This window comes from Candidatus Chlorohelix allophototropha, assembly GCF_030389965.1.
Lineage (GTDB): Bacteria > Chloroflexota > Chloroflexia > Chloroheliales > Chloroheliaceae > Chlorohelix > Chlorohelix allophototropha.
In genome coordinates this window covers 305,592-331,199 of record NZ_CP128400.1, presented here as the reverse complement: position 1 = coordinate 331,199, position 25,608 = coordinate 305,592, and the positions used below count along the sequence as shown (strand labels likewise).

The following is a 25,608-nucleotide window of genomic DNA, read 5'->3' as shown; positions in this document are numbered from 1 at the left end:
GTTAATCCTTTCAGTTTTCACCGAATAGTTCGGTGTCGCCCAATAATCATATCATTCCAAATATTCTGTCACAAGACTAATAATATAATATTTGTGTAAATATTTGTTGATTAATGTCGATATATTGTCTAGTATTTGCTTAAGAAATGAAATAAAAAAAAGCCCCTTCCCAAACATTGGGAAAGGGCAAGCGGCTAAATTTTACGGGAGCTTGGGTTTGCCAATGAAACCGCCTATAACCGGGATAGTGTAGAGTTCCTTGTTAAGGAAGGCTCGTACTCCGGCGAAAACGGCAGCAAAAGCAAAGGTAATTTGGATAAGAGGTTCCAACAGCCCGGTCAATAATACGTCTTGGAAGCCACGGGCGGGGATTAGGTAGAACAATTGCAAAATCGCTCTAACTACTACATATCCAATTGCAAGGAAGAAGGCTTGTTTGGAGTGGAAGCCAGCCAAAGGGTTATTCCGAGAAGCTAACATAATTGCAAATGGGGCGATCAGTCCGAAGAACCCTTTGAAATCCCAGCCGAAGGAGAATTGAGTGGTACTCACTCCAAAATCCACAATCCTGATTCCTAGAAGTGGCGTGAAGCCAAAAAAGATTATCCACAAATAAGCAATCAAGCTTAAAACCCGGTCGTATGCATCAGCGGCATCAACCTTGGCAACCGGTGCAGTCAGATTCTTCATTGCCTGAGCTGCTTGTTGCTGATATTGGGGAGGCTGTTGGTAAGGTGGTTGTCCTTGCGGAGGTTGCCCGTAAGGTGGTTGTCCCGGTTGCCCATAAGGCGGCTGTCCTTGCGGAGGTTGCCCGTAAGGTGGTTGTCCCGGTTGCCCATAAGGTGGTTGCCCTTGTGGCGGTTGCCCGTATGGCGGCTGCCCTGTGGGTGGCTGGTTTGGATATTGAGCCATGGTATCTCCTTTCTGTACCTAAGTATTCGACTCACACTAACTCGGGAAACAACAATTACTGCTTCAGAAAAACATTGTTAACATAATTATAGCGCAAAACATGTGGCTGTAAAGCCATATACCTCTATTGAAAGCGGTGGAATCAACTTTGAGGAGCTCAAAACCAACAATTAAGAGCAGTAGCAACCCTAATCAGTTAAAAAAGTTGGGCTTATTTTATCTATTTATTAACCAATTAGGTCTAACTGCTTATTTCAGCGTTACCAGACAACTTGTATAATAGCTTCACCTTATAGTGCATTTACCACATGGCATATAAAATGATGCAAATTAGACCATTGGATGAAAAGGATGCCGCTGCTTTTTGGGCGCTGCGACTGCGCGGTTTGCAGGAACACCCTGAAGCTTTTGGCGAAAGCTACACCCATGCGCTGGCTACACCGTTGGGAGAAATAGAGCAACGCTTACGCCCTAACCGTGATTTACCCGATAACTTTATTTTAGGCGGGTTTAATGATAGGCTGGCGGGAGTAGTGGGGTTTCGGTGTGATTTGGCGGAAAAGGCGCATCACAAGGGCTATATCTGGGGCATGTATGTTGCACCTGAAGCGCGTGGTATGGGGCTGGGAAAAGCCTTGATGCAAGCCTTGCTAGATAAGCTTAAAGCAATGTTGGGGATGGCTCAGGTTGCCTTAAGCGTAACAGACGGCAATGAACCCGCGCTTGCTTTGTACCGTTCTTGCGGTTTTGAAGCCTACGGAGTAGAGCAATTGGCTATCAAAGTGGGCAATCAATATTATGATATGGTTCATATGGTTTTGCTCTTAAATAAATGAGAGGTTTGTATGACGATTGTGCCTGATAGAACCCGGCAATTGCCATTGGTTGAGAAAAAGCGGGTGGTTTGTCCACACGATTGTCCCGATACCTGTCTAATGAATGCAACGGTACAAGACGGGCGGGTTATTAAGGTTGAAGGTGACGAGGAAATGCCTTTTACAGGCGGTTTCTTATGTGTCAAAACCCGCTATTATCAGGAGCGCATTTATAGTCCCATTCGCATTACTACGCCTCTAAAACGGGTTGGCGCAAAAGGCGCAGGCGAATTTACCCCGATTAGCTGGGACGAGGCTTTGACTACAATTGCCGCACGTTTCAAGGCGATTATTGCCGAGCATAGCGCAGAAGCAATTTTGCCGTTCAGCTATGCGGGAAACATGGGCAAGTTGGCGTATGCGAGTATGGACAGACGCTTCTTCCACTATATGGGCGCGAGTCTGCTTGATCGTACAATCTGCTCAACTGCCGGAGGGGTGGGCTATACCTATACAATGGGCGCGAAAATCGGCACCGACCCTGAGACGGTTGGCGAGAGCAAGCTCATCATTGCATGGGGCGCGAACCCGGTTTCCAGCAATGTCCACTTGATGCCTTTTATAAATGAGGCAAGAAAGCGCGGCGCGAAATTTGTAGTAGTTGACCCGCATCGCAGCAAAACCGCCGAGCAAGCCGACTTGGTTATCCAGCCTTACCCCGGTACTGATGCGGCGCTGGCGCTTGGTATGATGCGAGTCATAATTAATGAGAATTTGTATGATAAAGCCTTTGTAGAGCAACATACCTTTGGTTTTGAGCTTTTGCGCCAGCATGTTCAGCAATTTACCCCTGAGCATGTAGAAGCTATTACCGGGGTCAACGCCACTCAGATGATTGACTTTGCACGAATGTACGCTGCTATTAAGCCTAGCTTTATACGGCTTAACTACGGTCTGAACCGCCATACCAATGGTGGCATGATGGTACGTACCGTTGCTTGTTTACCCGCTCTGGTGGGGGCTTGGGGTGTGCCGGGTGGCGGCGCTTTGCTTAGTACCGGGGGCGATTTCCCGCTAAATCTGGCAGCTTTAGAGCGCACCGACCTGTTAAACCGCCATCCTAAAAGACCACGTACCATCAATATGATTAAATTGGGCGAAGCGTTGCTAGAATACAGCAATCCGCGTGTGATGGGGCTATATGTCTATAACTGCAACCCGGCTTCGGTTGTGCCTAACCTAACAAAAGTTATTAAAGGTCTAGAACGCGAAGACCTGTTTACAGTGGTTCACGAACAGGTTATGACCGATAGCGCGCGTTACGCCGATATTGTCTTGCCTGCGCCCACCACCTTTGAGGATACCGATATTTTTGCCGCTTATGGACATCTGTATGTGCAGCTAAACCGTCCTGCTATAAATCCGGTAGGCGAGTCCAAACCCAACATCGAAGTATTCCGTTTGCTGGCTGAGCGTATGGACTATGAAGACCCTTGCTTTAATGATAGCGCGGAGGATATGATTCGTCAGGCGCTTGCAAGCAAAGACCCCCGCCTTGAGGGGATAACCTACGAGCGTTTGGAGAAAGAATCGTTTGCGCGTCTCAATTTGCCGCGTCCCTATGTCCCGTTTGCCGACGGTAAATACCCGACTCCCAGCGGGAAAATAGAGTTTTACAGTGAAAAGATGCTGAGAGATGGTCTCGACCCTCTCCCGAATCATAACCCTTCGGCTGAAAGTGCCGATGGTTCGCCTGAGTTGTTCAGTCGTTATCCAATTCGGCTGGTAACACCTGCTGCTCACCATTTCCTGAATAGCAGTTTCGCCGATATGCCCACCATGCTCAAGAAACAGCGGTTTCCTACATTGGAACTGAACAGCAGTGATGCAGCCGAGCGTGGCATTCAAAATGGCGATTGGCTACGTGCTTTCAATGATCGGGGGCAAGCCTATTTCGTGGCGGAAGTAGGCGATTCGGTAACTCAAGGGGTTGCTTGCCATCTTAGCATCTGGTGGAACAGCCGGAGTCCAAAAGGTTGGAATTGCAATGTACTAACCAGTGATGCAGAAGCCGATATGGGAAAAGGCGCAACCTTTCACACTAATTTAGTGCAGGTGGAACTTGCCTCCCGCACACTTACCATTGCTGAAATTGCAGCTATGCAAGCTTTATACGAGAGAAATTAACTCATTTATAATCAAAAGAATCCTTGAATTCAGGGATTATGCAAAATCGATGGGCGAGCATAGAAACTTTTGCGGTTGCTTGGCGTTCAATACTATATGTACATAATTGAAAATTGCAATGGTAATTACGAATTATGAAACATTGACAAAAAATTCACGTATATTTGTTATGAAAGTTACCGCATAAGTGTATTACTTCTGTTATAATAGCAGTGAGTGAAATCTAAAAAGCTTTCTGCTTGGTAACGCAGTTCTTAATTTTCTAACAATGGGTTCTTCGCTAAACTGGAAATTACCTCTAGCCAGCTAATAAAACTATTGCCCCAACCAAGTTTGTCTCATGCCGGTGTGAAGTTCCGATGGGTTATGGTTAGTAGTTGCATACGCTGATTCTGAACCGTTAACCTTCAAGCGATTGACTCGTTAGATATAATGTTCTAATTCTTAATGTGAAAGGAAATTTTAATGGCTTTTGTCAAAAGACCTACCGGTCCGAGATGTCCCGGCTGTGGTAGAATTTTTCAACCGCGTGTGCTTCGCGATGGTAGCATGTCCCAAAGTTGTGGGCAAACCTCTTGCGTCGCATTGATAAATCGCCGCAAAACTGTACAGTTTGACCGAAAAGTTGGTCCACGCTCTCTCAGCAACGTAAATTAGTCGTAATAAATAAGTACATTTCTAGGTAATGAGCTTCGAATACCACGAAACTCATTGATTAGTGTTGGAGTAGTACAGGTAGTATGGCAAAACCTATTCAGATTACTATTTATCGTATAACCGGAAAGCAACTTTTCTTCAATGTTCCTGATGAAATGTGCGAAGAATGTGAATTGACAGTCGGGCTAACTAAAAGTGTACTGAAGGAACTCGGTGTTGGTAGAAATGACCAGCGCGTCAAACTTACAGTCAAACCTTGGATAGAATTTTCTATAGAGGCACTGGCTAAAGGGGGTTGGCACGCTCCGGTACTTATGATCGACGGTAATATATTTACGCAAGGTGTTGTTCCTCACCGTACAAGGCTAAAAGAACGGCTTGCTCAAGAGCTTAAACGCTTTGAAACCGGGCAAACGGAAAATCTTTCAAAGACAGGTTAATAAAATTAGCCCTATGCTCAGCGAAAAGGGCTTATAATGGTTGAGATTAGTTTACATTAATGCAATGCCCTGCTCCACTTTGTGTAAGTGGCGAGTTAGGTATTATTGGATTGGTGACTATTTTCGATGGGTTAACCCTCTCTGATTAGGGTAGACGCGGATTTTTAGGATAGTTCAAGTCCTTTAACCTGCTACTACGTAAGCCAAAAACCGCTCGGTAAAATATAAAATCGGTTGGTTGCTTATTCCCTCGAATGTTGAGTCGAAGGAATGTCCTGCCCAAGGTAGGAATAGAAGCGCAACTTTATTACCGTTTGCTCTTAGCTTGTCCGCCAGCAAAGTGGATTGGTTACTTAAATCAAGCTGATCACGCCCGCTTTCTATCAATAGACTAGGTGGCATATTTCCCCTAACGTTGTTGATAGGCGAAGCGAGGCTATATTCTTCCGGTTTTTGGGATGGCGTTCCACCTATATATCTAGCTACGATTGGTTGAATTCGCCCACTCGTATCTTTGTTGTACCAGTCGGTTAAATCGGTGGGCGGGTAGTAGGCTACTACCGCTTTTACCGAAGGTAGTTGTTGCCTACAACTAGAGTCAGTTGGTAAAATATTAGGGTTATAAGCGGCTGAAAGAGCAAGATTTCCCCCTGCGCTGCGTCCCATTAGCACTAACTTGTTTATATCTGCTCCATATGTTGCGCCGTTCTTGGCAATATACAGAAGTGCGCATTGTACATCTTCCTGTGGGGCTGGATAGGTATATTTTGGGGCAAGCCTGTAGTTTATTGAAAATACTGTCCAGCCGCGGGTTGCTAGGTAAGCGTTAAATTCTGGGTATTCTGACTTGTCCCCTTGTTCGAAACCGCCCCCGTGAATTACTACTAAAGTTGGATTTGACGCTGTATTATTACTTGAAGTAGGGTAGAAAACATCCAATTGTAGTTTTTCATTACCCACAGTCCGAAATACCAAATCCTGCTTGAAGGAATAGTTTCCGGTGTTTAACCCGACTATATAATCGGTTAAGTTGAAATAGCTATTGCGAAACCCGGCTTTGACACTATTGGGAATGCGGCTTATGTACTCATCTCCCAACGCTTTACGTAAATCTGCTTCGAATTGCTCGTTGCTTGCCAGCATTTGCAACAAGGGCAACATGGTTAGGATGGTAGCTACCAGAGAGAGGCTACCGCCACTCACCCCGGCGTACCAGCCCCACTCTTTGTTTTTGCTGAGCATTATCACCCAGCTAATATTAGCCAGCGTTCCTCCGAAGGCAAAAGTAAAAAACCACAGAGACTTTTCAATATAATTTGTAGCAAATGGCCAGGGTTGCCCGGTAAAGATTATGATGCCAAATATCAAAGAGGTAACGCTTGAAAGCGTCAGTACAAGACTTGTAACAGTGGGTTGGTTGATAAAAAAACTGCGGAAGTTGGGGATAAACAGGTTCAAAATAAAGAAAGCCAGACCTACAAGTCCGGCTAAAAGAACAAGGTTCAATAGTAGCTTATCCATTTTCCTGAGATTTCGATTGGCTCGCAGGAGACTAAACCTGCGTGGTATTTTAGTATAGAACTGCATAAATATTACCGACATAAGAGTATTTTCATCTGTACACTTTCCACGATAGATGAAACCAATCGCGAGGCAATTCGGTTGTTCGCTTTTTCATAGGCATGCCACATTAAGAGCAACTACAATGTCTCCTTTCATTCGTGTAAGGTGGCAAATGTAGCGCTACTACGCTTTGGCATAATCTATTGAGGGATTGGTCGGGTGGCGGCGTAACTGTTGGCAGGTTGGTGAGCTTTCCCCAGATGTATTACTCCCGCTAGTTCTATAGCCCAACCCTCCTTCTCAAGCTCTAGGCGAAGCTCGGCAAAGGGCTGAAAATTGCCAGAACGGGAGGTTTTCATACTTACAACCAGTCCATCATCAACTATCAGGCTTTCAATCTCAAGCACCCGGTCATCCACATCACAATGAATTAATTGCTTATCATATTGCATAATTAAGCTAACTTGGATAGAACCAATATCTCAATATTAATTCCATTGAAAATTTAAATTCAAACTCTTTAAAATCACAAGTATGTTAGGCGTAGGTGCTTTGGAGAACTCCATTTCTCGATCAATTTCCGGTTAGTGGACTCATCAATAGCATCCGCCTATTATCCACTACCTTTATACCATATAAAATTTGCTACAAGCAACAGTCTTGCACCTACCTACCAAAAAATTACACGAGTCTAATATAAATTAAGGCACGGTAGCGCCTATGGAATACCGCCAAATGAGTATCAGTAGCGAAATGAAGGACTTATTTAGGGGAATGTTGCGTAGGGGTGGAGCGCCAGATTTTAGAAGCATGGAAAAGAAAGACAAGAAGTAGTGTAGGGGATATCAGTTTATCAGCTGAAATAGCCAGTGCTGAAAGAGTGCTGGACTACCTCAAACAGCTTGGAGTCTTTCCTTCCATTGGCTTGAATTTACCTATCAAAACCTTCCTAGAAATTGACCCTAAAAAGGCTTGACAAAGAGAGGGCGCGGTGGTATATTATCCAAGCACTCCGAACAGGGGTACAAAACAAGCTCACAGAGATACACCAGAGGGAAATAACTTCCCAAAGCCCCAACCCAAAAACATAAGGTTGAGGAGCGTTGAAAGAAACGCTGGTATTTATGTCGGACGCAACTCGCAGGAGACAAAGGCTGGATAAGGCTTTGAGGAGAGCGGGCGTGAAGGTGGTACGTTAATAATCGAAGAGTGATAGAGAACATATTCAAGCAAGGTTTTTTTAGCTCTGTCAATTCGCCTTTTGAGCTTCGGGACCGCAAGGTAACGAGGTAAAAAGAAAAGGTGTGAAGAGTTTGATCCTGGCTCAGGATAAACGCTGGCGGCGTGCCTAATGCATGCAAGTCGAACGGGAGTAGCAATACTCAAGTGGCAAACGGGTGAGTAACACGTGGGAACCTGCCCTTTAGTGGGGGACAACCTTTCGAAAGAGAGGCTAATACCGCATACGGTGGAGACACTAAAGCAGCAATGCGCTGAAGGAGGGGCCTGCGTCTGATTAGCTAGTAGGTGGGGTAAAAGCCTACCTAGGCGATGATCAGTAGCTGGTCTGAGAGGATGGTCAGCCACACTGGGACTGAGAAACGGCCCAGACTCCTACGGGAGGCAGCAGCAAGGAATTTTCGGCAATGGGGGAAACCCTGACCGAGCAACGCCGCGTGGGCGATGAAGTCTTTCGGGATGTAAAGCCCTTTTCTGTGGGAAGAGCAAGGACGGTACCACAGGAATAAGCACCGGCTAACTACGTGCCAGCAGCCGCGGTAATACGTAGGGTGCAAGCGTTGTCCGGATTTACTGGGCGTAAAGGGCGCGCAGGCGGCTTGTTAAGTTACTCGTGAAAGCCCCCGGCTAAACCGGGGAGGGTCGAGTGATACTGGCAGGCTAAGAGAGCAGCAGAGGATAGTGGAATTCCCGGTGTAGTGGTGAAATGCGTAGATATCGGGAGGAACACCAGTGGCGAAAGCGACTATCTGGGCTGTGTCTGACGCTGAGGCGCGAAGGCTAGGGGAGCAAACAGGATTAGATACCCTGGTAGTCCTAGCAGTAAACGATGAACACTAGGTGTGCGGGGAAATTGACCCCCTGCGTGCCGTAGCTAACGCAATAAGTGTTCCGCCTGGGGAGTACGGTCGCAAGATTAAAACTCAAAGGAATTGACGGGGACCCGCACAAGCAGCGGAGCGTGTGGTTTAATTCGACGCAACGCGAAGAACCTTACCAGGGCTTGACATACTACGTTCAAGGGCGGAAACGTTCTGGTCGCAAGACGAGTAGTACAGATGCTGCATGGCTGTCGTCAGCTCGTGTCGTGAGATGTTGGGTTAAGTCCCGCAACGAGCGCAACCCCTAGTGTTAGTTGAAAGATCTAGCGCGACTGCCGGTAGGAAACCGGAGGAAGGTGGGGATGACGTCAAGTCAGCATGGCTCTTACGTCCTGGGCTACACACACGCTACAATGGCTGGTACAAAGCGAAGCGAGACGGCGACGTGGAGCGGATCGCAAAAAGCCAGTCTCAGTTCGGATAGCAGGCTGCAACTCGCCTGCTTGAAGTCGGAGTTGCTAGTAATCGCGCATCAGCACGGTGCGATGAATATGTTCCCGGGTCTTGTACACACCGCCCGTCACGTCATGGAAGCTGGTAACACCTGAAGCCGGTGTGCTAACCGCAAGGAGGCAGCTGTCGAGGGTGGGATTAGTGACTGGGACGAAGTCGTAACAAGGTAGCCGTAGCGGAAGCTGCGGCTGGATCACCTCCTTTCTAGGGATTAGAGCTGATCTCACGATCAGTTATCCCAGGTCAATATCGTAACCGGTGAAGGTAACGAGGTTGTCAGAGTAAGTGCGAAAGTAGGCATAGCCGAAAAGTAGCCTCAACTCGGATTTCTTTACTGGAGGAAACGAAAACCTGTACGGTTCTAAAAGAACCAATGAAAAGAGCGGTGGGTTGTAACAGGGCATAAAACAGAACCTGCAAAGAAGGTTCTCTATCACTCTTCGGTTGTTAAAATAACTACCGAACAAGCACATTAAAAAGCGAATAGAGGATTTGAGGTCCAAAGAAATAAAGAAAATTGTAAGAGTAACCTGTAAAAGTGTCTCGGAATAAGCGAGGGACTTAACGGGGGAGTTAAGCAAGCAAAGGTAGTAAGGGCTGACGGGGGATGCCTAGGCATCAAGAGCCGAAGAAGGACGTGGCTAAGCTGCGAAAAGCTACGGGTAGTCGCTGGCAGACGTAACCGTAGATATCCGAATGGGGCAACCCAACGAGCGTGATGGCTCGTTACTCCGCAAGGAGAGGCAAGCGGCTGAACTGAAACATCTAAGTAAGCCGAGGAAAAGAGAATATTCCCCAAGTAGTGGCGAACGAACGGGGAGGAGCCTAAACCGAGAGATTTATCTTTCGGGGTTGTAGGACCGCCAAATATGATACGATGGAAGCTAGACGAAAGGTCCTGGGAAGGCCTGCCGGAGCGGGTGATAGCCCCGTAGTCGAAAGCAGAAATTGGTCAGGCGGCACCTGAGTAGCGCGGGGCACGTGAAATCCCGTGTGAAGCTGGGGAGACCACTTCCCAAGGCTAAATACTCTTGATGACCGATAGTGAACAAGTACCGTGAGGGAAAGGTGAAAAGCACCCCGACAAGGGGAATGAAATAGATCCTGAAACCGTCAGCTTACAAACAGTCAGAGGGAGCAATCCTGATGGCGTACTTTTTGTAGAACGGACCGGCGAGTTAATTTCTGTAGCAAGGTTAAGGGAGATACACCCGGAGCCGGAGCGAAAGCGAGTCTGAATAGGGCGTGAAGTTGCAGGGATTGAGACCCGAAACCAGGTGAGCTAACCTTGGTCAGGTTGAAGCCGCTGTAAAAGGCGGTGGAGGACCGAACCCACCATTGTTGCAAAAATGGGGGATGAACTGAGGTTAGGGGTGAAATGCCAAACGAACTTGGAGATAGCTGGTTCTCCCCGAAATGTATTTAGGTACAGCCTCTGAAAAAGGCTGGTGGAGGTAGAGCACTGAATAGGCTAGGGGGCGCAAGCTTACCAAACCTAACCAAACTCCGAATGCCATCAGCTATGTCAGGGAGTGAGACGGCGAGTGCTAACATCCGTCGTCGAGAGGGAAACAACCCGGACTGGCAGCTAAGGTCCCTAAATAGTGGCTAAGTGGTAAAGGATGTCTCAGCGCGTAAACAACCAGGAGGTTGGCTTAGAAGCAGCCACCCTTGAAAGAGTGCGTAATAGCTCACTGGTCAAATGTGATGGGGCGCCGACAATTTAGCGGGGCTCAAGCCACTTACCGAAGCTCCAGGTGTGCGAAAGCACGCGGTAGGGGAGCATTGTAGGAGCGACGAACCACACCGTAAGGTTAGTGAGGGAGCGACTACAAGAGAGAATGCCGGTATGAGTAGCGTATTGCTTGCAAGAAACAAGCACACCGAAAGTCTAAGGTTTCCGAAGCAAGGTTAATCCACTTCGGGTCAGTCGGGCCTAAGGTGTAGGCGAGAGCCGAAACCGATGGACAACTGGTTGATATTCCAGTACCGCTCTTAATCGTTCGGACTGATGGGGTAACGCAGGGAGCTAGCCGGAGTGTGCTGCGGCACATCGAAGCTGGTAGATCGATGAGGCTGGGGAGAAAAGCCCTGGCGGAGGTCGAGAGGTGACAGTGAGGGTGCGGCTTGCCAAACCCAAGTCTGGTGAAGCTGAACTGCCGAGAAAAGCCTCTAAGGAGAGAGAGAGCGACCGTACCGCAAACCGACACAGGTAGACGGGTAGAGAATACCAAGGTGAACGAAAGACCCTTCGTTAAGGAACTCTGCAAAATGACCTCGTAACTTCGGGAGAAGAGGTGCTGTTTGGGGTGTAGGTCTATACGACCAGAGCTCTGGACAGCCGCAGTGAAGTGGCCCAGGCGACTGTTTAACAAAAACTTAGGTCTCTGCGAACGCGAAAGCGGAAGTATAGGGGCTGATGCCTGCCCAGTGCTGGAAGGTTAAGAGGAGGGGTGCAAGCTCTGAATTGAAGCCCCAGTGAACGGCGGCCGTAACTCTAACGGTCCTAAGGTAGCGAAATTCCTTGTCGGGTAAGTTCCGACCCGCACGAAAGGCATAACGATCTGGGCGCTGTCTCAACGAGGGCTTCGGCGAAATTGAAAAACCCGTGAAGATACAGGTTACCCGCAGCAGGACAAAAAGACCCCGTGGAGCTTTACTACAACTTGACATTGGACTAGGGCGTTAGATGCGTAGGATAGGTGGGAGCCTGAGAAGCCTGACTTTTGGGTTAGGTGGAGGCAACGGTGAAATACCACTCTTCTGACGTTTTGGCTCTAACTCTTCGGAGGACAGTGTCTGGTGGGTAGTTTGACTGGGGCGGTCGCCTCCCAAAAGGTAACGGAGGCGCCCAAAGGTTCCCTCAGGCTGAATGGAAACCAGCCAATGAGCGCAAAGGTATAAGGGAGCTTGACTGCGAGACGCACAGGTCGAGCAGGTACGAAAGTAGGGCTTAGTGATCCCACGGTGCTGAGTGGAAAGGCCGTGGCTTAACGGATAAAAGCTACCCCGGGGATAACAGGCTTATCTTGCCCAAGAGTTCACATCGACGGCAAGGTTTGGCACCTCGATGTCGGCTCGTCGCATCCTGGGGCTGGAGTAGGTCCCAAGGGTTGGGCTGTTCGCCCATTAAAGCGGCACGCGAGCTGGGTTCAGAACGTCGTGAGACAGTTCGGTCTCTATCCGCTGTGGGCGTAGGAAGATTGAGGGGGGCTGTCCTTAGTACGAGAGGACCGGGATGGACGAACCAATGGTATGCCAGTTGTCCGCAGGGCACGGCTGGATGGCTACGTTCGGAAGGGATAACCGCTGAAAGCATCTAAGTGGGAAGCCCGCCCCAAGATAATTCTTCCCAGACCGGTGGTAGACTACCACCTTGATAGAGCGGAAGTGGAAGCGTCGCGAGGCGTTAAGCTAACCGCTACTAATGGTCGTATTCCTTTCTTCTAACTCCCCTGTTAAGTCTATCGCTTAATTATGGGAGACACTACAGTAAAGGGTTACTCGCTCGTATTGAATGAAGTAAGTTAAAACGCAATAGAATGAAACAATTTTCTTTGAAAAGCTTTGGATTGATGAAACTCTATTCGACAGAGGGGTTGTGCCTCTCTACCAATTTAGAAAACGAAAAAGCCGTGGCAAGAGCGTGGTGGACCCACCTAGCTCCATCCCGAACCTAGAAGTGAAACGCCTCAGCACCGAAAATAGTCCTACCGCAGGGTAGTGCCAAGATAGGTCGCTGCGGCTTTTTCGTTTTATACCCCTACTCGCCTATTTCCTGTATTGACCCCTTCTTTGTGCCAAATTAAAAAACCCTCCCCGAAATTGGGAAGGGTTACATAATTCTGGGAGTGTCTAATCAGCAAGTTATCTTTTTTCAATTACGCCGATCTGGTAGGCAATTTCACCATGTTGCGCAAATAAGGCGCTAATTGCTGTGGCATCCGAAGCTAGCACTGGAATGCGAGTCAGTGAATTAAAGGAAGAAACCTTTACCATCGAAGGTGTCAATGCTGATTTACGGACCTATTTGAAACGGTTGGCGAGGAGGTGCCGGTGTTTTAGCAGGTCGCTATTGGCTCCTGCTAAATCGGATAGTTATAAAACCAGCCTTATTGTATACCAAATTCAAGGGGATGGTAGTAGCCTTTGAGCTTGGGTAATTATATTTTCAGGCAGTTATAGCTGAAGCCAACTTACTTTATGGAGTAATTCTTAATTATTCTTTTCAATCTTAAACTGCTCGACCTGGAAGCGGTTGTGTCCTTCTAGCCGTTTCAGTTCATTTGTCAGACCCTCATCGATGTCTCCTGTCTCTTCTAGCAGATTTTCGGTATTTTCCAACAGGCTTTTTTCGCGCCCGATAGCCCAATTATTAAATTCTTCAGGTTCAACAGGGACTTTTGAAAGAAATGCGCTGCTGAAATCCAGTTCCATTTCTGGGCGAGTTTCTAATTCGGCAACTGCTTCTCCTAGCGTACCCATGTGAGTCATATGCCAGACCGCCCGGTCGCTGATAAGATGGTCACGCTGGGTTGGGTTGCGACTGATAAAGGCTTGATGCAAATAGATTAGGATAGTTTCGTATTCCATTTGAACGCGGGAATTGAGCATTTTAACTAGGGGATGGTCATCACGGTTCTTGCGCTCTAGGTCGGCTGCCACCACTTGTCCTGCGCTATTAAGCTCTAGGTCTTTGGATAGGGGGTTGGGGTTTTTATTCCAAGGACCTGTATCATTAGAGGCTGCCTCTTTAGCCTGATTGCCGCCCATTTCCTCAACAAAATCTTTGAATTTACCCTGATGAAATAACTCATCCATCAGAATACGGTTGAGATAAAGGGTTACTTTAGGATGATCAATTGCGGCGATATGGTCGCGGTACTGGTCAATCGCTCGCTGTTCGGCATCTACATCGAGCGACAAAAGGTCGTTGGTGGAGGGACTGTCCAAGAAGATTGGGTCGCGCTGCATGTTAGGTTCGCCCCCCAACTCAGCTACCAGTTCACCCAACCAACGGAAATGACGCATCTCATCGCGGGCAATTCCCTCGATTTCGGAAGGGATTTCGCCCCCTGCTTCACCGATTTTATAGGCGTGTTGCAAGTATTGGATAATAGCGGCGTGTTCGCCTTTCATATCTTCCAGCAGCAACGCTACGATTTCTTCATTAGAGGTTGCTTTTTTAGCCCGTGCATCTTCACTTGAAAAAGCCATTCGCACAATCCTTTCGATGTTTTCTTTATGACTGTTTCAAAATTCTGGTTAATTATAGCCTGTAGTACCCCAACCGTAAATGTTGTTCGACTATTTATTCTATACCAGAGAGCGGAGTTGGGTAGCGTCAGGCAAGTTGTGGGAAGGGGCATAGGTAAAAAAGGCTGGAGGCAGTTGGGGACGAGTAGAGGACAAGTTGGTTTGTAAATCCAGCTATTTTACATACACTTCGGGATGTCATCCAAGCGTGTTTTAAGCCAGCTCCTGAGGAAAGGATGCCCCTTGCACCCATTGGTGCGGTTGCTATAAGAACTCAAAAAGGATATAATTGTACACCGGGTCTGTAATAAAACAGATAGCCGGGCGCTCAAAATAGGAGCAAAGGCTATGTTGAATTTTTTTAGAATGAGGTGGTTCCTCACTTTATTGCCTCGCACTATAGGCAATTTGTCAGACAAGCGAGTGCCATTCCTTTATAAGCTAATACCATTTCTGGTAATTCCGTTTTATTTTACTCCGGTAGGCAGATTGTTCAATGCCTATGCTGTATGGGGTCTTGCAGACGATTTTACAATAATACTGCTGAGTGCGGCACTGTTCACCTGGCTTTCCGACAATTATTTACGCAAGAAATATCCGGATGGTAATAAAGGCGAAAGCGTGAAAACCACTATTGAGGGCGAGTTTACTGTAGTTAGCGAAGAAACCCGTCCTAGGTGAGTCAGAATGCCCCGAAAATAATATATTGAGGAGATAGTAACTTTTATGCCTAAAAAGAGCCGCTCGGCTCGTGCCCAGCAAACTACCAAGCGACAATCGGCAACTCGCCCGCTGGTATCTACCGCCTATGCGGATAATGATGAAAATGAAGAGCAAGAGTTTGTAAGTAGCAATACACTTGCCCCCGACATTAATTTACCTGAAGAAAAAGTTGAAACAGTGATACGTCAGTCTTTACCTCTACGTCCGGTACAACAGAGCGATATTAGCGCTGAGTCGGAGGCACGTAGTGCTGCAACAAACCGCGCGGTTTCGCGGCGTATCGCTTCTGCAAACGCTTCTCGGCAGCAGCAAAGCACCTCGCGCCAGCAGGAATATACTTTTATCCGCTCTGATATTATAACCGTAGCAGCCTTGACTGTTATGATGATAATATTGCTGATAGTGCTGGCGTTTATACTGGCACGTTAACTTGAAATAATCCAATAATATTTACCCCTATCCACTTCTTGGCTTGGGGTTTTTTATTTCATGGAAATGTCTGCTGCATAGATGGTTCGCGCCTTTAGGCTTGCGTTTACCCCTTTAAAAGGGTAAACTTTAGTAATGACTCTGCCGGTTAGGGCATAACCGATACTTCGGCACCGTCCCCTGCGGAACTAAAACATCTCACTGTTGTGGCGCGCGCCTGTGCGCCTTTTAAATAATAATTTGTGTAACCGGAAACCGGGAAAGGTTTGAAAGGAAGTAGCGTGATGTCATTTGAGACTACCGCCTCTGACCATGAGCCTTTAACAGGCGATACCCAAATAGAGGAAAGTAATGAAAATAAAATGATTGATGAAAGCCCCCCCGAAATACCTGTAAATGAAGCCATGCGCCAAGTGTTTAGCGCGGTAGATATAACTAAATTACCGATTGAAACTAAACATCCCCCACGAATGAATTATAATATTACTCTAGATAATTGTTTATTATTAAAAGTAAATCGCCATATAAACGGATTTGATGGAACGATTTGTCCTAATGCAGTAAGAGTATTGTGTGGCGCACCTGAATATTTCCGCCAAATGTATTGTGAAAAAGGTGAATCCCGTTGCTACGATTTAGGGTTATTTGGTAAAGATGAATATAAAGTATGGAAACCCGCTGATGATGAATATAGTGAATTTCTATCAACTGTAGCGCCCGGCAATATAATGCTCTTTTGGACGAATCGCGGTATCTTCAATTACTTGGTAGGGGTTTATGTAGTTGATAAAGTGGAAAGGCGCGATAGCCGAGACGGAATGTTGATGGGTCGTCCCCACTACCTTATCACCGGTAGGCAAGACCTTTCGGTTCGTTTCACCGACAGCCTTATTGATAGCACCCCCATCTGGAATCGGAGCGTTCGCAGCGAAACCTTTAGTAAATATGTCCGCAAAATTGACCGCAGCGCTATAATTCCCTTTCTCCAACGCATTCAGGAACAGCATGAATTGAAATCGGGCGAAATGCGCACCGCCGGGCGTATTTCTGATGCAGAGCATTGCGATCTTACGGTAGATCGGCTCACAAAAATCATTGATTTGGTGGGCGAAGGCAACGACACCAATCGCCACAAAAGCAGCCAAAGCAACGGGAGTTCCAAGCCTATTTTGCAGGTTGCGCCCCCACCCGCCCAACGCCTTAACAAAGCGGTGGCAGTTGAGGTGGAACGGGTTATCAAATTCCTACGCGAAGAAAAATTATACTACCCGGACGAGCTTATCTGGCGCTACCACATATCCCTCATATCCAAGCCTTTTGTAATCCTAACCGGTGTATCGGGCGGCGGCAAAACGCGCCTCACCGAAGTTTATGCGCACGCGATGAACGGCAAATACTGTTTGGTTTCGATACGCCCGGATTGGCAAAGCAACGAGAGCTTGCTTGGTAGCTACGACATCCTCAACAAACGGTTTATCCCAACCGAATTTTGTCGCCATGTCTCCAACGCTGCCATCGAGTGGCGGCGCAACGGTAAAAACGCCCGTAAATATTTCGTCTGTTTGGATGAAATGAACCTAGCGCGCGCCGAGTATTACTTCAGCGACTTCCTGAGCCGTTTGGAAGTGGAAGGCGATCTGCGCAAGATTCGCCTATACGACCAACCGCAAGGCTCTGATGATGATATTGAGCAGGATTTATATATTCCGCCCAACCTGTGCATTACCGGAACGGTAAATCTGGATGAAACAACCCATACTTTTAGCCGGAAAGTGCTGGATCGCGCCAATATCATCAAAATTGACCGCATCGAAATCGGGCATATGCTGGATTTACTGCGCAGCGATTATGACGAAGTGCTGCTCGATTTTGTCGGTACGCACCTCAAGGAAATTAATTTGCGTCTTGCCGAAGCCGGGCAGCAGTTCGGCTATCGCACCGTACACGAGATACTCGATTGGGTAAATGAAGCCTATCAGTCGGGCTATTTTTCGATGGCTGCCGCTCTTGATATTCAGGCAGTACAAAAGATTCTGGTTAAATTGGAAGTGAGCAGCGACCACAACCGCCAAACTTCTATGCTTGAAAAGCTCAACACCTATTTTGATCAGGAAACGCGCAACGCTGAAACCGATCGTCCGCTTTTCGAGCGTAGCAGCGAAATGGTGAATGAGCTAATCGCGCGGTTACAGGAAGAAGAAATAGTCATAGGGCAGTTGTAGTTTATGGCATCTTCAGGTTTAAACTCTTCTTCAAACCAGCCTTTTATAGCCAGCGGTTTGAGTGACTTTGAGATCGAGATGCTCTCGCGGATTAGGGTGACGGTCAATCGCCGCACCTTACACTGGCGTAGCGAAGTAGTGTTGAGCGAGCGAGAGCGTCTTGAGTTTGAAATAGATACCGGCGACCTGCCGCTTGATATTTACGCCATTACCCTTGAACTGGAACGGGATGATGTTACACAGGGTATTCCGGTGCATTGGAATACGCGCCGCGCCAATAACAAGGTCAGCACCCGCGAGTGGCAGCAGCGTATGCAAGAGGAACAGTACGCCGGAGACTGTAGCGTAACTTTGCTTTATCGCGGTATTCCGGTGTCGGGTTTCACTGCCAACATCTTGTTTCAAGTATCGCGTTTGGCGGAACAGCACTATGAATATATGCGCGATGAACTGCGAGAGCAGAATGAAAAGGTGCTGTACAGTGAGCGTGGGCGTACCCATGAAATAGCGGTGCTAACCAGCGGGAAAAGCCCCGCCGCAGTGCGCTATGAAGTAGTGAAAGCGCATTACGATCGGTTGATTGGGGTGCTGCCGTTAATCCTAGATTGCCCACACCGCGAATTGCGCCGTTATATCTCGATTGAGCCTGCCAGCACTATGCGTTCCCTGAGCTATAGCGCGTTGCAACTGGCTGCTCGCAGTGGGGCAAGTTGGAGTCCAATCGCAGTTCCAGACGAACGGGCTATTGATTTGCCAGAAACTGAGCTGTCCTTGCCTAAATCGGATGCTGCTCGGAAATTGCATATTCCGCCTACCTCTCCGGTAGCCGCATGGCAGGAAAAGCTCAAGAAGATGCAAGATCGCTACAATGCTACCCACAAAAAAAGTAAAGAACCGCCCGTCAGAGCTTTGCCAAATCGCCTACCTGTGCCACGTCTCGAAGAATCTTTTGATACCTATGAGAATAGATTCCTAAAAATGGTGGTGCGTAAGCTGGTAGAACTCATGAAAATGATTGAGAAGCAGCTTCTGGAAGAAATTATATCGGCGAAACGCGAGCAGGAGCGCAGTAGTCGCACCCGCAATGCGTTGCTGGCTGCCCGAATCCTAACCAATCAGGGCTATATCAAAGATTTGCATCGGATGCACAAACGGTTGGAAGATTCGCTCACCGGCACTTTTCTGGAAGATTTGCCGCCACCCGGCAAGCGTCGTTCTAGCGTGGTGTTGCGCGAAAACCGCTATTATCGGCAAATTCGACTCATTGAAAGTGCGCTGGATAAGGATATGAATCTTTCTTCTAGCACCGTTGGGTTAGAGCGTTTGGATAGGGGCTTGCGTCTCAGCAGCGTTAACCAGCTTTATGAATATTGGACTACCGTAATAATTTTGCAAACGATGGTAGAGCGTTTGGGCTTTACGGTTGTAGCTAAAGAGGGGCGACCTGTTAACCTAAATTCGATTTTGAGCAAGAATACCCGCTTTAACTATATCCTGAATAGCGGCGGTTCGATGGAATTATTATCCTCGCTAGGCAAGCGGGTAGTGGTATATTATGATCGGGAATATCGTGGGCGCGAAGATCAATTGCCGAGTGATGGCCCTTTATACTACGGCTACTATTCGCCCCAAGGTTTCGGCTCTACTAAGCGTCGCCCGGATATAGCTATCGAAATATTCAGCGAAGGGGAGCGTGTACCCCGCATTGTTATCTTTGATGCAACCTATAGCCGTGACTCGCGCACCCTTTATGCCAAGTACCAGTACCGCGATAGTATCCGCGATTTCACCCGCTCGGATGTGCTTTCCAGCACACCCGCCCGTGCGGTAATTGCCGCTTGGGCGATTTTCCCCGATTTCCCTAATCGGCTTGAGCATGACGAATACCGTTTCGGGCAATTGCCTTTATTGCCCGGTCCCACCGCTGCCAGCCAACTGACCCCGATTCTACGCCGTTTGCTTTTTATGGCAGGCGCTATCGAATAATGAATCAAAAAAGGGGCTTTTATGCCCCTTGCTTATATTCCAACTAGTTCAGGTAACGCTTAACTTCTAACCAATTCTGATTCTTCTGAGACTTTCTCGGTGGTGCCATGTTCAATATGACGACCTTTCAAACCGAGCGCTATCACAACCATCACTGCCGAGAGTACGCCCACGCTTAGAAAAGCCAGCATATAGCCATCAACCCCTCCATGGCTGGAAGCAACTGCTCCCACCAAGGCGCTGCCTAGCATTTGCCCGATTCCGGTATACACCGTTATCAAGCCTTGCGCCGAAGCTCTGAATTTTAGGGGCGCTTCCGCCAGCATTATATAGCGTAAAGGTGAACCCAGTACCGCGCCCATTCCCAAACCGATGATAATGTTGGCGAGGATATAACCCCACATGGTTTGTCCGGCTACAATCAGCAAGGCGAACCCAACTGTAGCAATCAAGTTACCGACTACCAGCACCGCTTTTGAGCCGAATTTGTCCAGCATGCGCCCGGTTAGCGGGGAGGCAAAAGCCATTGCCATTACCAGCGGCAGCATCAGAAAACTGGCAACGCTCTCGGTTACGCCGAAGGCTTTTACTGCTAATGGTGGCAAGAAGACGGTGGCTACCTCGCCTAAACCAATACCTGCTCCTAGAATACCTGCCAGAATTAGCTGTCGCGAAGCGGTTAATTGCGGAGGCATTACCGGGTCTAGCGCTCTTCTCTCTGCGAAGAAGAAGAAGGGTAAACCAACCAATGCTACTAGCAAGAATATCCAGACTGATGGTGTACCGAGGCTGCCGATCAAATCTTTGGCATCAATCTGGCTTACCCCAACCGTTAAGCCTGTAATCCAGATTGCCAGAAAAATAGTACCGGATATATCGAAACGCCCCGATTTAACGCCGGTGCTAAGCACAGGTAGAGTTTTCAAGCCATACCAGAAAACTATTGCTGATATGGGGATATTTATGAGGAACAACCAGTGCCAGCCCGCTAGTAGCAGCACACCACCGATAATTGGACCAATGATAAAGGCGATGCCGAAAACTGCGCCGATTAGACCAAGGGCGCGCCCGCGCCGTTCTGCCGGGAAAATATCGCCGATGATCGCGCTCGCAACCGGGAAGATACCACCAGCTGCGCCACCTTGTAGGGCGCGTCCGACCAGCATTACTGCTAGATTAGGAGAGAGTGCTACAACCAGCGAACCTACTCCAAAAATTGCGATGTTCATCAAGAAGATATTACGGCGACCGTAACGATCACTCAATTTGCCCATGATCAGGCTGCAAATCAGGCTGAACAGCACATACATGGTAAAGACCCATGCCAGCCCGCGTTCATCAACATTGAACGACTCACCGATGGCGGATAAGGCAGGTCCTACAATAGCAATATCCAATGCGCCCATTAGAACGCCAAAAAATAGCACGGTTAGCACCCTACGTTGCATTTTAGCTTCTGGGGTTTGCTCTTTTTTCTCTTTTACTTTCTGCTGTTTCATTTCTTTTGTGTTATATTTCCTCAACTCTACAAGCATTCTATTATTCGTTATTGACTAGTCAAGATTGACTATTATTTGTATATTAGCACTTTTGACAACGGGAGTCAAGGGATTATCCTTCTCTCGCTGTATTTTCCTTTGTTCCATTATCCCATTCGATCAAATTCATTCTGTTCGAGCGTGAAGTTGTTCGATTTCTTTTTTGTGCTGAGCTTTGAGAGCCGCGGAGTGGTCTCGTCGAGAGCGTCGGGCAGGGTACCTTAAATTCGGGTTTGTAACTTTTTCTGGGTGTCATTTACCAATTGTATCACCTTAATTCCCTGTCATTTCGCGTCCGAATTCTTGGGGCTATTATAAGTTACAATTAAGACGCTTCCGGTGCAAAATCGGAAGCGCTTAATCAGGTTGGTTACTTGGGAGTGGGGTTAAAGTAAACTTAGGGCTTCGTCTATGCTGATATTATCATGAATCAGCCGGGCACTGGCTTGCATCATTCGCGCGGGGTCTTTCGCTTGGAAGATGTTACGCCCGAAGAAGATTCCCTTCGCGCCTGCCTCTAAGGCACCTGATACCATTTCTAGCGCCTGCCGTACCCCGCTGGTTTTCGGACCACCCGCGATAAACACAGGTCGTCCCACCCCATTGATCGCCGCCTTAAAACTGGCGCTGTCCCCGGTGTAATCTGTTTTAATAGCATCCGCTCCTATTTCCACAGATTGGCGCACGTGGATTTTTACGTAATCTGGGCTATAGATAGCCTGACCAACGCGAGTACCACGTGCCATCGGTTCGATAAAGCAGGGTATCCCCAAACGTTCGCAGTCTCTAGCTACTTGTGCAACATTCATAACCAGTTCCGCTTCCGCGTCTGGATTATCTAAACCCATGAAATAATAGACCAGCACACCATCCGCACCATAACGCAAGGCATCTTCCACTGAGGCAATCAAGCGAGTACGCCCTTCCGGAAAACCGAGTTCGTCAGGGGAACGCCACATATTAGCCCAATCAAGGCGCACAATGACCGCAGGCGCTTTACGTCCTAATGCTTCAGCTACCGGACGGTAGTCGCGCAGTAGTCCCGGCGCTAACAAGAAGGCATCTGCCCCATTATCCGCCAGCGTTTTCATCAAGGCAGATGGGTTTTCAAGTCCGGGAGTTGCGCCTAGGTGCAACCCATGATCGAGTGCAACCAGAACTGCCCTCCCGGTTTGAGGGTTTACAATGCGGCTATAGCGTAGAGCTTTGCCGGTTTCAGCAGACATCAGTCTTTATCTCCTTTGTGTTAGTTTACCTGAGTGGTGCGTTGGATTTGCGGGTCAACAAAAATATCGGTTTCATCGCGGCTACGGGTAGAAAACTCCGAAACTACCGCCCCTTCCGATCCCGGCTGGAACCAATGCCATGTGTTAGGAGGCAAAGTGTACTGGTCGCCCGGATTTAGTACAACTTCATGCCAGACGGTATAGAATTTTTCTCGTCCTTTGGGCGGTGTGCCTTTGGGATTAGGCGTTGGCTCGCCCTGTACATAAAGATATACCGTACCCCAACGACAGCGGAAAGTTTCTTCTTTTCCGGGTTCTCCATCAACAGAGGGGTGACGGTGCTGTGGACAGGTTTGACCCGGAAAAAGTATTAGTTCTTTGGCACAAACCCGCTCGGTGTTGACATATACTACCAGTTCCAGCCCGGTAGATTCCAGTTCTCCCAGCCCCAGATCGGCTACCTCTATATTTGCCGCTTCTTGTGGTGTTAGCACAATTCCGGCTTTTGCCAGATACTCGCGTGCCCTTTCTTGGGCAGAAACAAGTTGCTCTTGCGTTATCATTTTATACCTCCCGTGGTGTTAGTATCATAATGACACCACCAATTAACTTGATTTTTTGCTACAGGAAAATCTCATGTGATGGGTTTATTACCCTTGGTTTAGTTTATCATAGGGACCATACCAAATACCCGAAGCGGTATTCCGAAGCCAGCCCGGTGATTCAAAATTAAGTTCCAATTGAGACCAACCCGCACTTAGCCGGGCTTTTATTTCCGACCAACTGCGCACCCCGCTCAAGGCATCGGCGGCTTCAACGTTACAAGCGCCGGTAGCACAGGCGGTTCGCAAGGCTTCCTCTGGCGACATTTCATGTAGTAAGCCTAGAAAGAACCCGGCGATAGTAGAGTCACCTGAGCCGGTAGTACCGACCACTTGAGTGGCGAAACAGGGCGACCACAATTCACGATTCGCCCAAAGCGTTAGGTCAAGTGGCGCTGCCCTGCCTAACCCTGCCAGCTTTTCTGTTCCGGCAGTGCGTAGGTACATCCCGCGTTCTCCCGCTTTTAATCCGACCATTTTTGCGCCCATTTCTAGCAATTGAGCAGCTAAAGCCCCGACCACTTCAGGGGTAGCACCTTCCGCCAACTTTTCCGTTTCCCTGAACAATACTAGCATCTCTTCTAAACCGGGCAGGAAAATGTCAACATAGGGTAACAACTGCTCCAACAACCGCTTCCAGTTTACCTGCCCGGCAGATCCACTCATATCAGGCATTGCCATATCAAGGGCGGTAGTAACTCCGGTAGCCTTGACTCGCTTGAATAGTTCGATTAATTCCTTCCCTTCGTCCCGGTAGAGCCTCTGCATAAGAGGGGGATAGCCGAAATGGAATAAACGTACCTCCGCCAGCGATTCAATATCAATATCTTGTGCTGTAAAGCTGGAATTACAACCGGGATTGTGCAGGAAAGCGCGGTCTGAACCGGGTGGATTCAGAACAATAGAATATGAAGTGTTGTCACCGGGCGAAACTAATAGGTTATCAGGAAGGTCAGGCGCATAGGCTTTGAAAAGCTGCCGGATAATCTCACCAGTAGTATCCGCACCGATTTTACCGATCAGTCGCGGCGTAATACCAAGTTTGTAGAGGGCTAGTCCGGTATTGGCAACTACCCCACCTAGGGCAAGGGTTAGTGGACCGGCTTCAGTGACGTGTGCAGGCAAAAGCAAGGCGCTGGTATCGCTACTCAGCAGGGAGGGAATTATATCTAGGCATAGTAGCCCAGCCACTACCACCTCGGGCTTTTGAGGCATTCGGGCTTTCCTCCTTGAAAGCAGAATTATAATTCTTGATAGTATAGATAAATTCGAGCAAACTATCCAATGTTGGTTTTTGCTTATACTTCAAATAGAGGTTTATTAATATCAAGATATAGAAAACCATCAAAACTTTCTGTTTTGAACTCGCTAACTTTCGAAAGTTGGTCTAAAATCCCCTTCAGGCGTTCACTCAAAGAGAGTAAAGTATTCAAGTCCTCAATATTAAGGAATTTCTCGCCCTTTAATAATTCAAGCTGCATCAAAAGTGAAGTGATAGGTTGTCCAGCCTCGTGTAGTAGCCGATTTATGGTCGCGCGCATCGCAATTTCCTGATCAAGTCGGCGTAGTAAGGGACGATAGAAAGCAGCTTGTTCTATAAACTTTGAAGTAATAATCGAAAGATATTTGGGCGTGGGTAAACAAGGCGGGAAATTTTTACTGCCTTCTTTCACTATTTTAAGCTTTTCGGGGCGATAATGTTCCAGTACAGATTCGATTAAAGCAAGAGCAATTGTTATCACTGCCGGATCGAAAGATATAATCGTCTCGAACTTCCGCTCTGCTTCCATTGAAACCGGCTCATGCTTATCCAGACCACACAAAAGGACGCTAAATTCTTTAGTTAGCACTATTAGAAACCATTCCTGCCGCATAGAATCGTTATCAGCCAGCGTAATATTGATAGTATTTGCAGTTAAATCTTCGGCTGATCCGGGAAAGGGAATCTCATGGTTTGTTTTAGAATTTGGAGAAACCCCTATAGGAGGACCTGAAAATACGGCAACTGAATGTGCTATTCCGGCTAACTCCCGGTAACGCTTGATTTCTTTTAGCCAATATTTGCTCTCTTGAAAGCCGGTAAAAACCATTGCAGGTAGTTTGTTACTAATAACAGTGTCTTCCAAAACATGGCTAATTTCAATTAGGGTGGGCTTAGGCAGTTCAATTATCTCAATTTCATCTTTCAGCACTTTTTTAAGCGCTTGAAAAAGCGATAAATTCAAAGGTTTTTTCATCTTGAGAGCCTTTCGAAAAAACCACTCCTGCGAAATTTATAAATGCCTAATAATATCGCGATGATTTATTGGTTTATATTTAGGTGACGATCAAATGGTTTTAGCAAATTTTAGAGTCTGATCAACCTCAAAACGAGTTTGAGAGAATTTGTACAATAAATTGTGCAAATTTTGTTGGAAAGGTCAAATGAAACCCAAACTCGCGAAGTGTTAAGTAGTATAGCAAAAATCTCACCCATTGA

At 47.6% G+C, this 25,608-nt stretch carries 18 protein-coding genes and 3 rRNA genes; 12 read left to right on the top strand and 9 right to left on the bottom strand.

Going from position 1 to position 25,608, the window contains the following annotated elements:
* Positions 1–201: 201 nt before the first annotated feature.
* Complete coding sequence (locus OZ401_RS14165; RefSeq protein ID WP_341471116.1) at positions 202–912, bottom strand: hypothetical protein; 711 nt, start codon at positions 910–912, stop codon at positions 202–204.
* A gap of 320 nt (positions 913–1,232) precedes the next feature.
* On the opposite strand from OZ401_RS14165, the gene OZ401_RS14160 reads away from it, so the two are divergent.
* From OZ401_RS14160 to OZ401_RS14145, 4 genes are all read left to right on the top strand, one after another.
* Positions 1,233–1,748, top strand: a complete 516-nt coding sequence (locus tag OZ401_RS14160) for a GNAT family N-acetyltransferase (protein ID WP_341471115.1) — start codon at positions 1,233–1,235, stop codon at positions 1,746–1,748.
* A 9-nt stretch (positions 1,749–1,757) separates the two neighbouring features.
* The gene (locus OZ401_RS14155; protein ID WP_341471114.1) at positions 1,758–3,914 is read left to right on the top strand and encodes a molybdopterin oxidoreductase family protein; all 2,157 of its coding nucleotides are present in this window, start codon (positions 1,758–1,760) and stop codon (positions 3,912–3,914) included.
* A gap of 465 nt (positions 3,915–4,379) precedes the next feature.
* Positions 4,380–4,571 (top strand): hypothetical protein, encoded by a 192-nt coding sequence (locus tag OZ401_RS14150; protein ID WP_341471113.1) that lies wholly within the window; start codon positions 4,380–4,382, stop codon positions 4,569–4,571.
* An 83-nt stretch (positions 4,572–4,654) separates the two neighbouring features.
* Positions 4,655–5,011 carry a hypothetical protein gene (locus OZ401_RS14145; RefSeq protein ID WP_341471112.1) on the top strand — a complete coding sequence of 119 codons (357 nt, stop codon included), beginning with the start codon at positions 4,655–4,657 and terminating at the stop codon, positions 5,009–5,011.
* A gap of 183 nt (positions 5,012–5,194) precedes the next feature.
* Here the strand turns inward: OZ401_RS14145 and OZ401_RS14140 are convergent, their stop codons facing one another.
* Both OZ401_RS14140 and OZ401_RS14135 read right to left on the bottom strand, forming a co-directional pair.
* On the bottom strand, positions 5,195–6,532 hold the full coding sequence (locus tag OZ401_RS14140) for an alpha/beta hydrolase (RefSeq protein WP_341471111.1): 1,338 nt from the start codon (positions 6,530–6,532) through the stop codon (positions 5,195–5,197).
* A 242-nt stretch (positions 6,533–6,774) separates the two neighbouring features.
* Positions 6,775–7,026: a hypothetical protein gene (locus OZ401_RS14135; RefSeq protein ID WP_341471110.1), complete on the bottom strand. Its 252-nt coding sequence runs from the start codon at positions 7,024–7,026 to the stop codon at positions 6,775–6,777.
* Positions 7,027–7,361: 335 nt separating this feature from the next.
* Between OZ401_RS14135 and OZ401_RS14130 the strand changes: the two genes are divergently transcribed.
* The 4 genes from OZ401_RS14130 to rrf all read left to right on the top strand — a co-directional run bounded on the left by OZ401_RS14130 (position 7,362) and on the right by rrf (position 12,895).
* Positions 7,362–7,550 carry a hypothetical protein gene (locus OZ401_RS14130; protein WP_341471109.1) on the top strand — a complete coding sequence of 63 codons (189 nt, stop codon included), beginning with the start codon at positions 7,362–7,364 and terminating at the stop codon, positions 7,548–7,550.
* Between the two features lie 325 nt (positions 7,551–7,875).
* A 16S ribosomal RNA gene (locus OZ401_RS14125) occupies positions 7,876–9,351 on the top strand.
* Positions 9,352–9,727: 376 nt separating this feature from the next.
* Positions 9,728–12,595, top strand: a 23S ribosomal RNA gene (locus OZ401_RS14120).
* 183 nt (positions 12,596–12,778) lie between these two features.
* Positions 12,779–12,895 (top strand): 5S ribosomal RNA (gene rrf / locus OZ401_RS14115).
* The 16S, 23S and 5S rRNA genes sit together here, the layout of an rRNA operon.
* 467 nt (positions 12,896–13,362) lie before the next feature.
* Here rrf and OZ401_RS14110 read toward each other — a convergent pair.
* Positions 13,363–14,364 (bottom strand): ferritin-like domain-containing protein, encoded by a 1,002-nt coding sequence (locus OZ401_RS14110; protein ID WP_341471108.1) that lies wholly within the window; start codon positions 14,362–14,364, stop codon positions 13,363–13,365.
* A gap of 426 nt (positions 14,365–14,790) precedes the next feature.
* Between OZ401_RS14110 and OZ401_RS14105 the strand changes: the two genes are divergently transcribed.
* From OZ401_RS14105 to OZ401_RS14090, 4 genes are all read left to right on the top strand, one after another.
* Entirely contained in the window at positions 14,791–15,084 is a 294-nt protein-coding gene (locus tag OZ401_RS14105; protein ID WP_341471107.1) for a hypothetical protein, read from the top strand.
* 45 nt (positions 15,085–15,129) lie between these two features.
* Complete coding sequence (locus tag OZ401_RS14100) at positions 15,130–15,555, top strand: hypothetical protein (protein ID WP_341471106.1); 426 nt, start codon at positions 15,130–15,132, stop codon at positions 15,553–15,555.
* Positions 15,556–15,839: 284 nt separating this feature from the next.
* Positions 15,840–17,777, top strand: coding sequence for an McrB family protein (locus tag OZ401_RS14095; RefSeq protein ID WP_341471105.1), 1,938 nt, complete (start codon positions 15,840–15,842; stop codon positions 17,775–17,777).
* Between the two features lie 3 nt (positions 17,778–17,780).
* The gene (locus tag OZ401_RS14090) at positions 17,781–19,763 is read left to right on the top strand and encodes a DUF2357 domain-containing protein (RefSeq protein ID WP_341471104.1); all 1,983 of its coding nucleotides are present in this window, start codon (positions 17,781–17,783) and stop codon (positions 19,761–19,763) included.
* Between the two features lie 59 nt (positions 19,764–19,822).
* Here the strand turns inward: OZ401_RS14090 and OZ401_RS14085 are convergent, their stop codons facing one another.
* From OZ401_RS14085 to OZ401_RS14065, 5 genes are all read right to left on the bottom strand, one after another.
* The gene (locus tag OZ401_RS14085) at positions 19,823–21,262 is read right to left on the bottom strand and encodes an MFS transporter (protein WP_341471103.1); all 1,440 of its coding nucleotides are present in this window, start codon (positions 21,260–21,262) and stop codon (positions 19,823–19,825) included.
* Positions 21,263–21,687: 425 nt separating this feature from the next.
* On the bottom strand, positions 21,688–22,527 hold the full coding sequence (locus tag OZ401_RS14080; RefSeq protein ID WP_341471102.1) for a class I fructose-bisphosphate aldolase: 840 nt from the start codon (positions 22,525–22,527) through the stop codon (positions 21,688–21,690).
* A 20-nt stretch (positions 22,528–22,547) separates the two neighbouring features.
* Positions 22,548–23,090: a D-lyxose/D-mannose family sugar isomerase gene (locus OZ401_RS14075; protein WP_341471101.1), complete on the bottom strand. Its 543-nt coding sequence runs from the start codon at positions 23,088–23,090 to the stop codon at positions 22,548–22,550.
* An 87-nt stretch (positions 23,091–23,177) separates the two neighbouring features.
* Positions 23,178–24,344, bottom strand: coding sequence for a carbohydrate kinase family protein (locus tag OZ401_RS14070; protein WP_341471100.1), 1,167 nt, complete (start codon positions 24,342–24,344; stop codon positions 23,178–23,180).
* A gap of 83 nt (positions 24,345–24,427) precedes the next feature.
* On the bottom strand, positions 24,428–25,366 hold the full coding sequence (locus OZ401_RS14065; RefSeq protein ID WP_341471099.1) for a DICT sensory domain-containing protein: 939 nt from the start codon (positions 25,364–25,366) through the stop codon (positions 24,428–24,430).
* Positions 25,367–25,608 lie beyond the last annotated feature (242 nt).

Bases quoted from the DNA above. Each gene is read 5' to 3' on its own strand.
- OZ401_RS14145 (WP_341471112.1), top strand. From the start codon at position 4,655: ATGGCAAAACCTATTCAGATTACTATTTATCGTATAACCGGAAAGCAA.
- OZ401_RS14085 (WP_341471103.1), bottom strand. From the start codon at position 21,262: ATGAAACAGCAGAAAGTAAAAGAGAAAAAAGAGCAAACCCCAGAAGCT.
- OZ401_RS14135 (WP_341471110.1), bottom strand. From the start codon at position 7,026: ATGCAATATGATAAGCAATTAATTCATTGTGATGTGGATGACCGGGTG.
- OZ401_RS14095 (WP_341471105.1), top strand. From the start codon at position 15,840: ATGTCATTTGAGACTACCGCCTCTGACCATGAGCCTTTAACAGGCGAT.
- OZ401_RS14070 (WP_341471100.1), bottom strand. From the start codon at position 24,344: ATGCCTCAAAAGCCCGAGGTGGTAGTGGCTGGGCTACTATGCCTAGAT.
- OZ401_RS14155 (WP_341471114.1), top strand. From the start codon at position 1,758: ATGACGATTGTGCCTGATAGAACCCGGCAATTGCCATTGGTTGAGAAA.
- OZ401_RS14110 (WP_341471108.1), bottom strand. From the start codon at position 14,364: ATGGCTTTTTCAAGTGAAGATGCACGGGCTAAAAAAGCAACCTCTAAT.
- OZ401_RS14080 (WP_341471102.1), bottom strand. From the start codon at position 22,527: ATGTCTGCTGAAACCGGCAAAGCTCTACGCTATAGCCGCATTGTAAAC.
- OZ401_RS14165 (WP_341471116.1), bottom strand. From the start codon at position 912: ATGGCTCAATATCCAAACCAGCCACCCACAGGGCAGCCGCCATACGGG.
- OZ401_RS14065 (WP_341471099.1), bottom strand. From the start codon at position 25,366: ATGAAAAAACCTTTGAATTTATCGCTTTTTCAAGCGCTTAAAAAAGTG.
- OZ401_RS14140 (WP_341471111.1), bottom strand. From the start codon at position 6,532: ATGGATAAGCTACTATTGAACCTTGTTCTTTTAGCCGGACTTGTAGGT.
- OZ401_RS14150 (WP_341471113.1), top strand. From the start codon at position 4,380: ATGGCTTTTGTCAAAAGACCTACCGGTCCGAGATGTCCCGGCTGTGGT.
- OZ401_RS14075 (WP_341471101.1), bottom strand. From the start codon at position 23,090: ATGATAACGCAAGAGCAACTTGTTTCTGCCCAAGAAAGGGCACGCGAG.
- OZ401_RS14100 (WP_341471106.1), top strand. From the start codon at position 15,130: ATGCCTAAAAAGAGCCGCTCGGCTCGTGCCCAGCAAACTACCAAGCGA.
- OZ401_RS14090 (WP_341471104.1), top strand. From the start codon at position 17,781: ATGGCATCTTCAGGTTTAAACTCTTCTTCAAACCAGCCTTTTATAGCC.
- OZ401_RS14160 (WP_341471115.1), top strand. From the start codon at position 1,233: ATGATGCAAATTAGACCATTGGATGAAAAGGATGCCGCTGCTTTTTGG.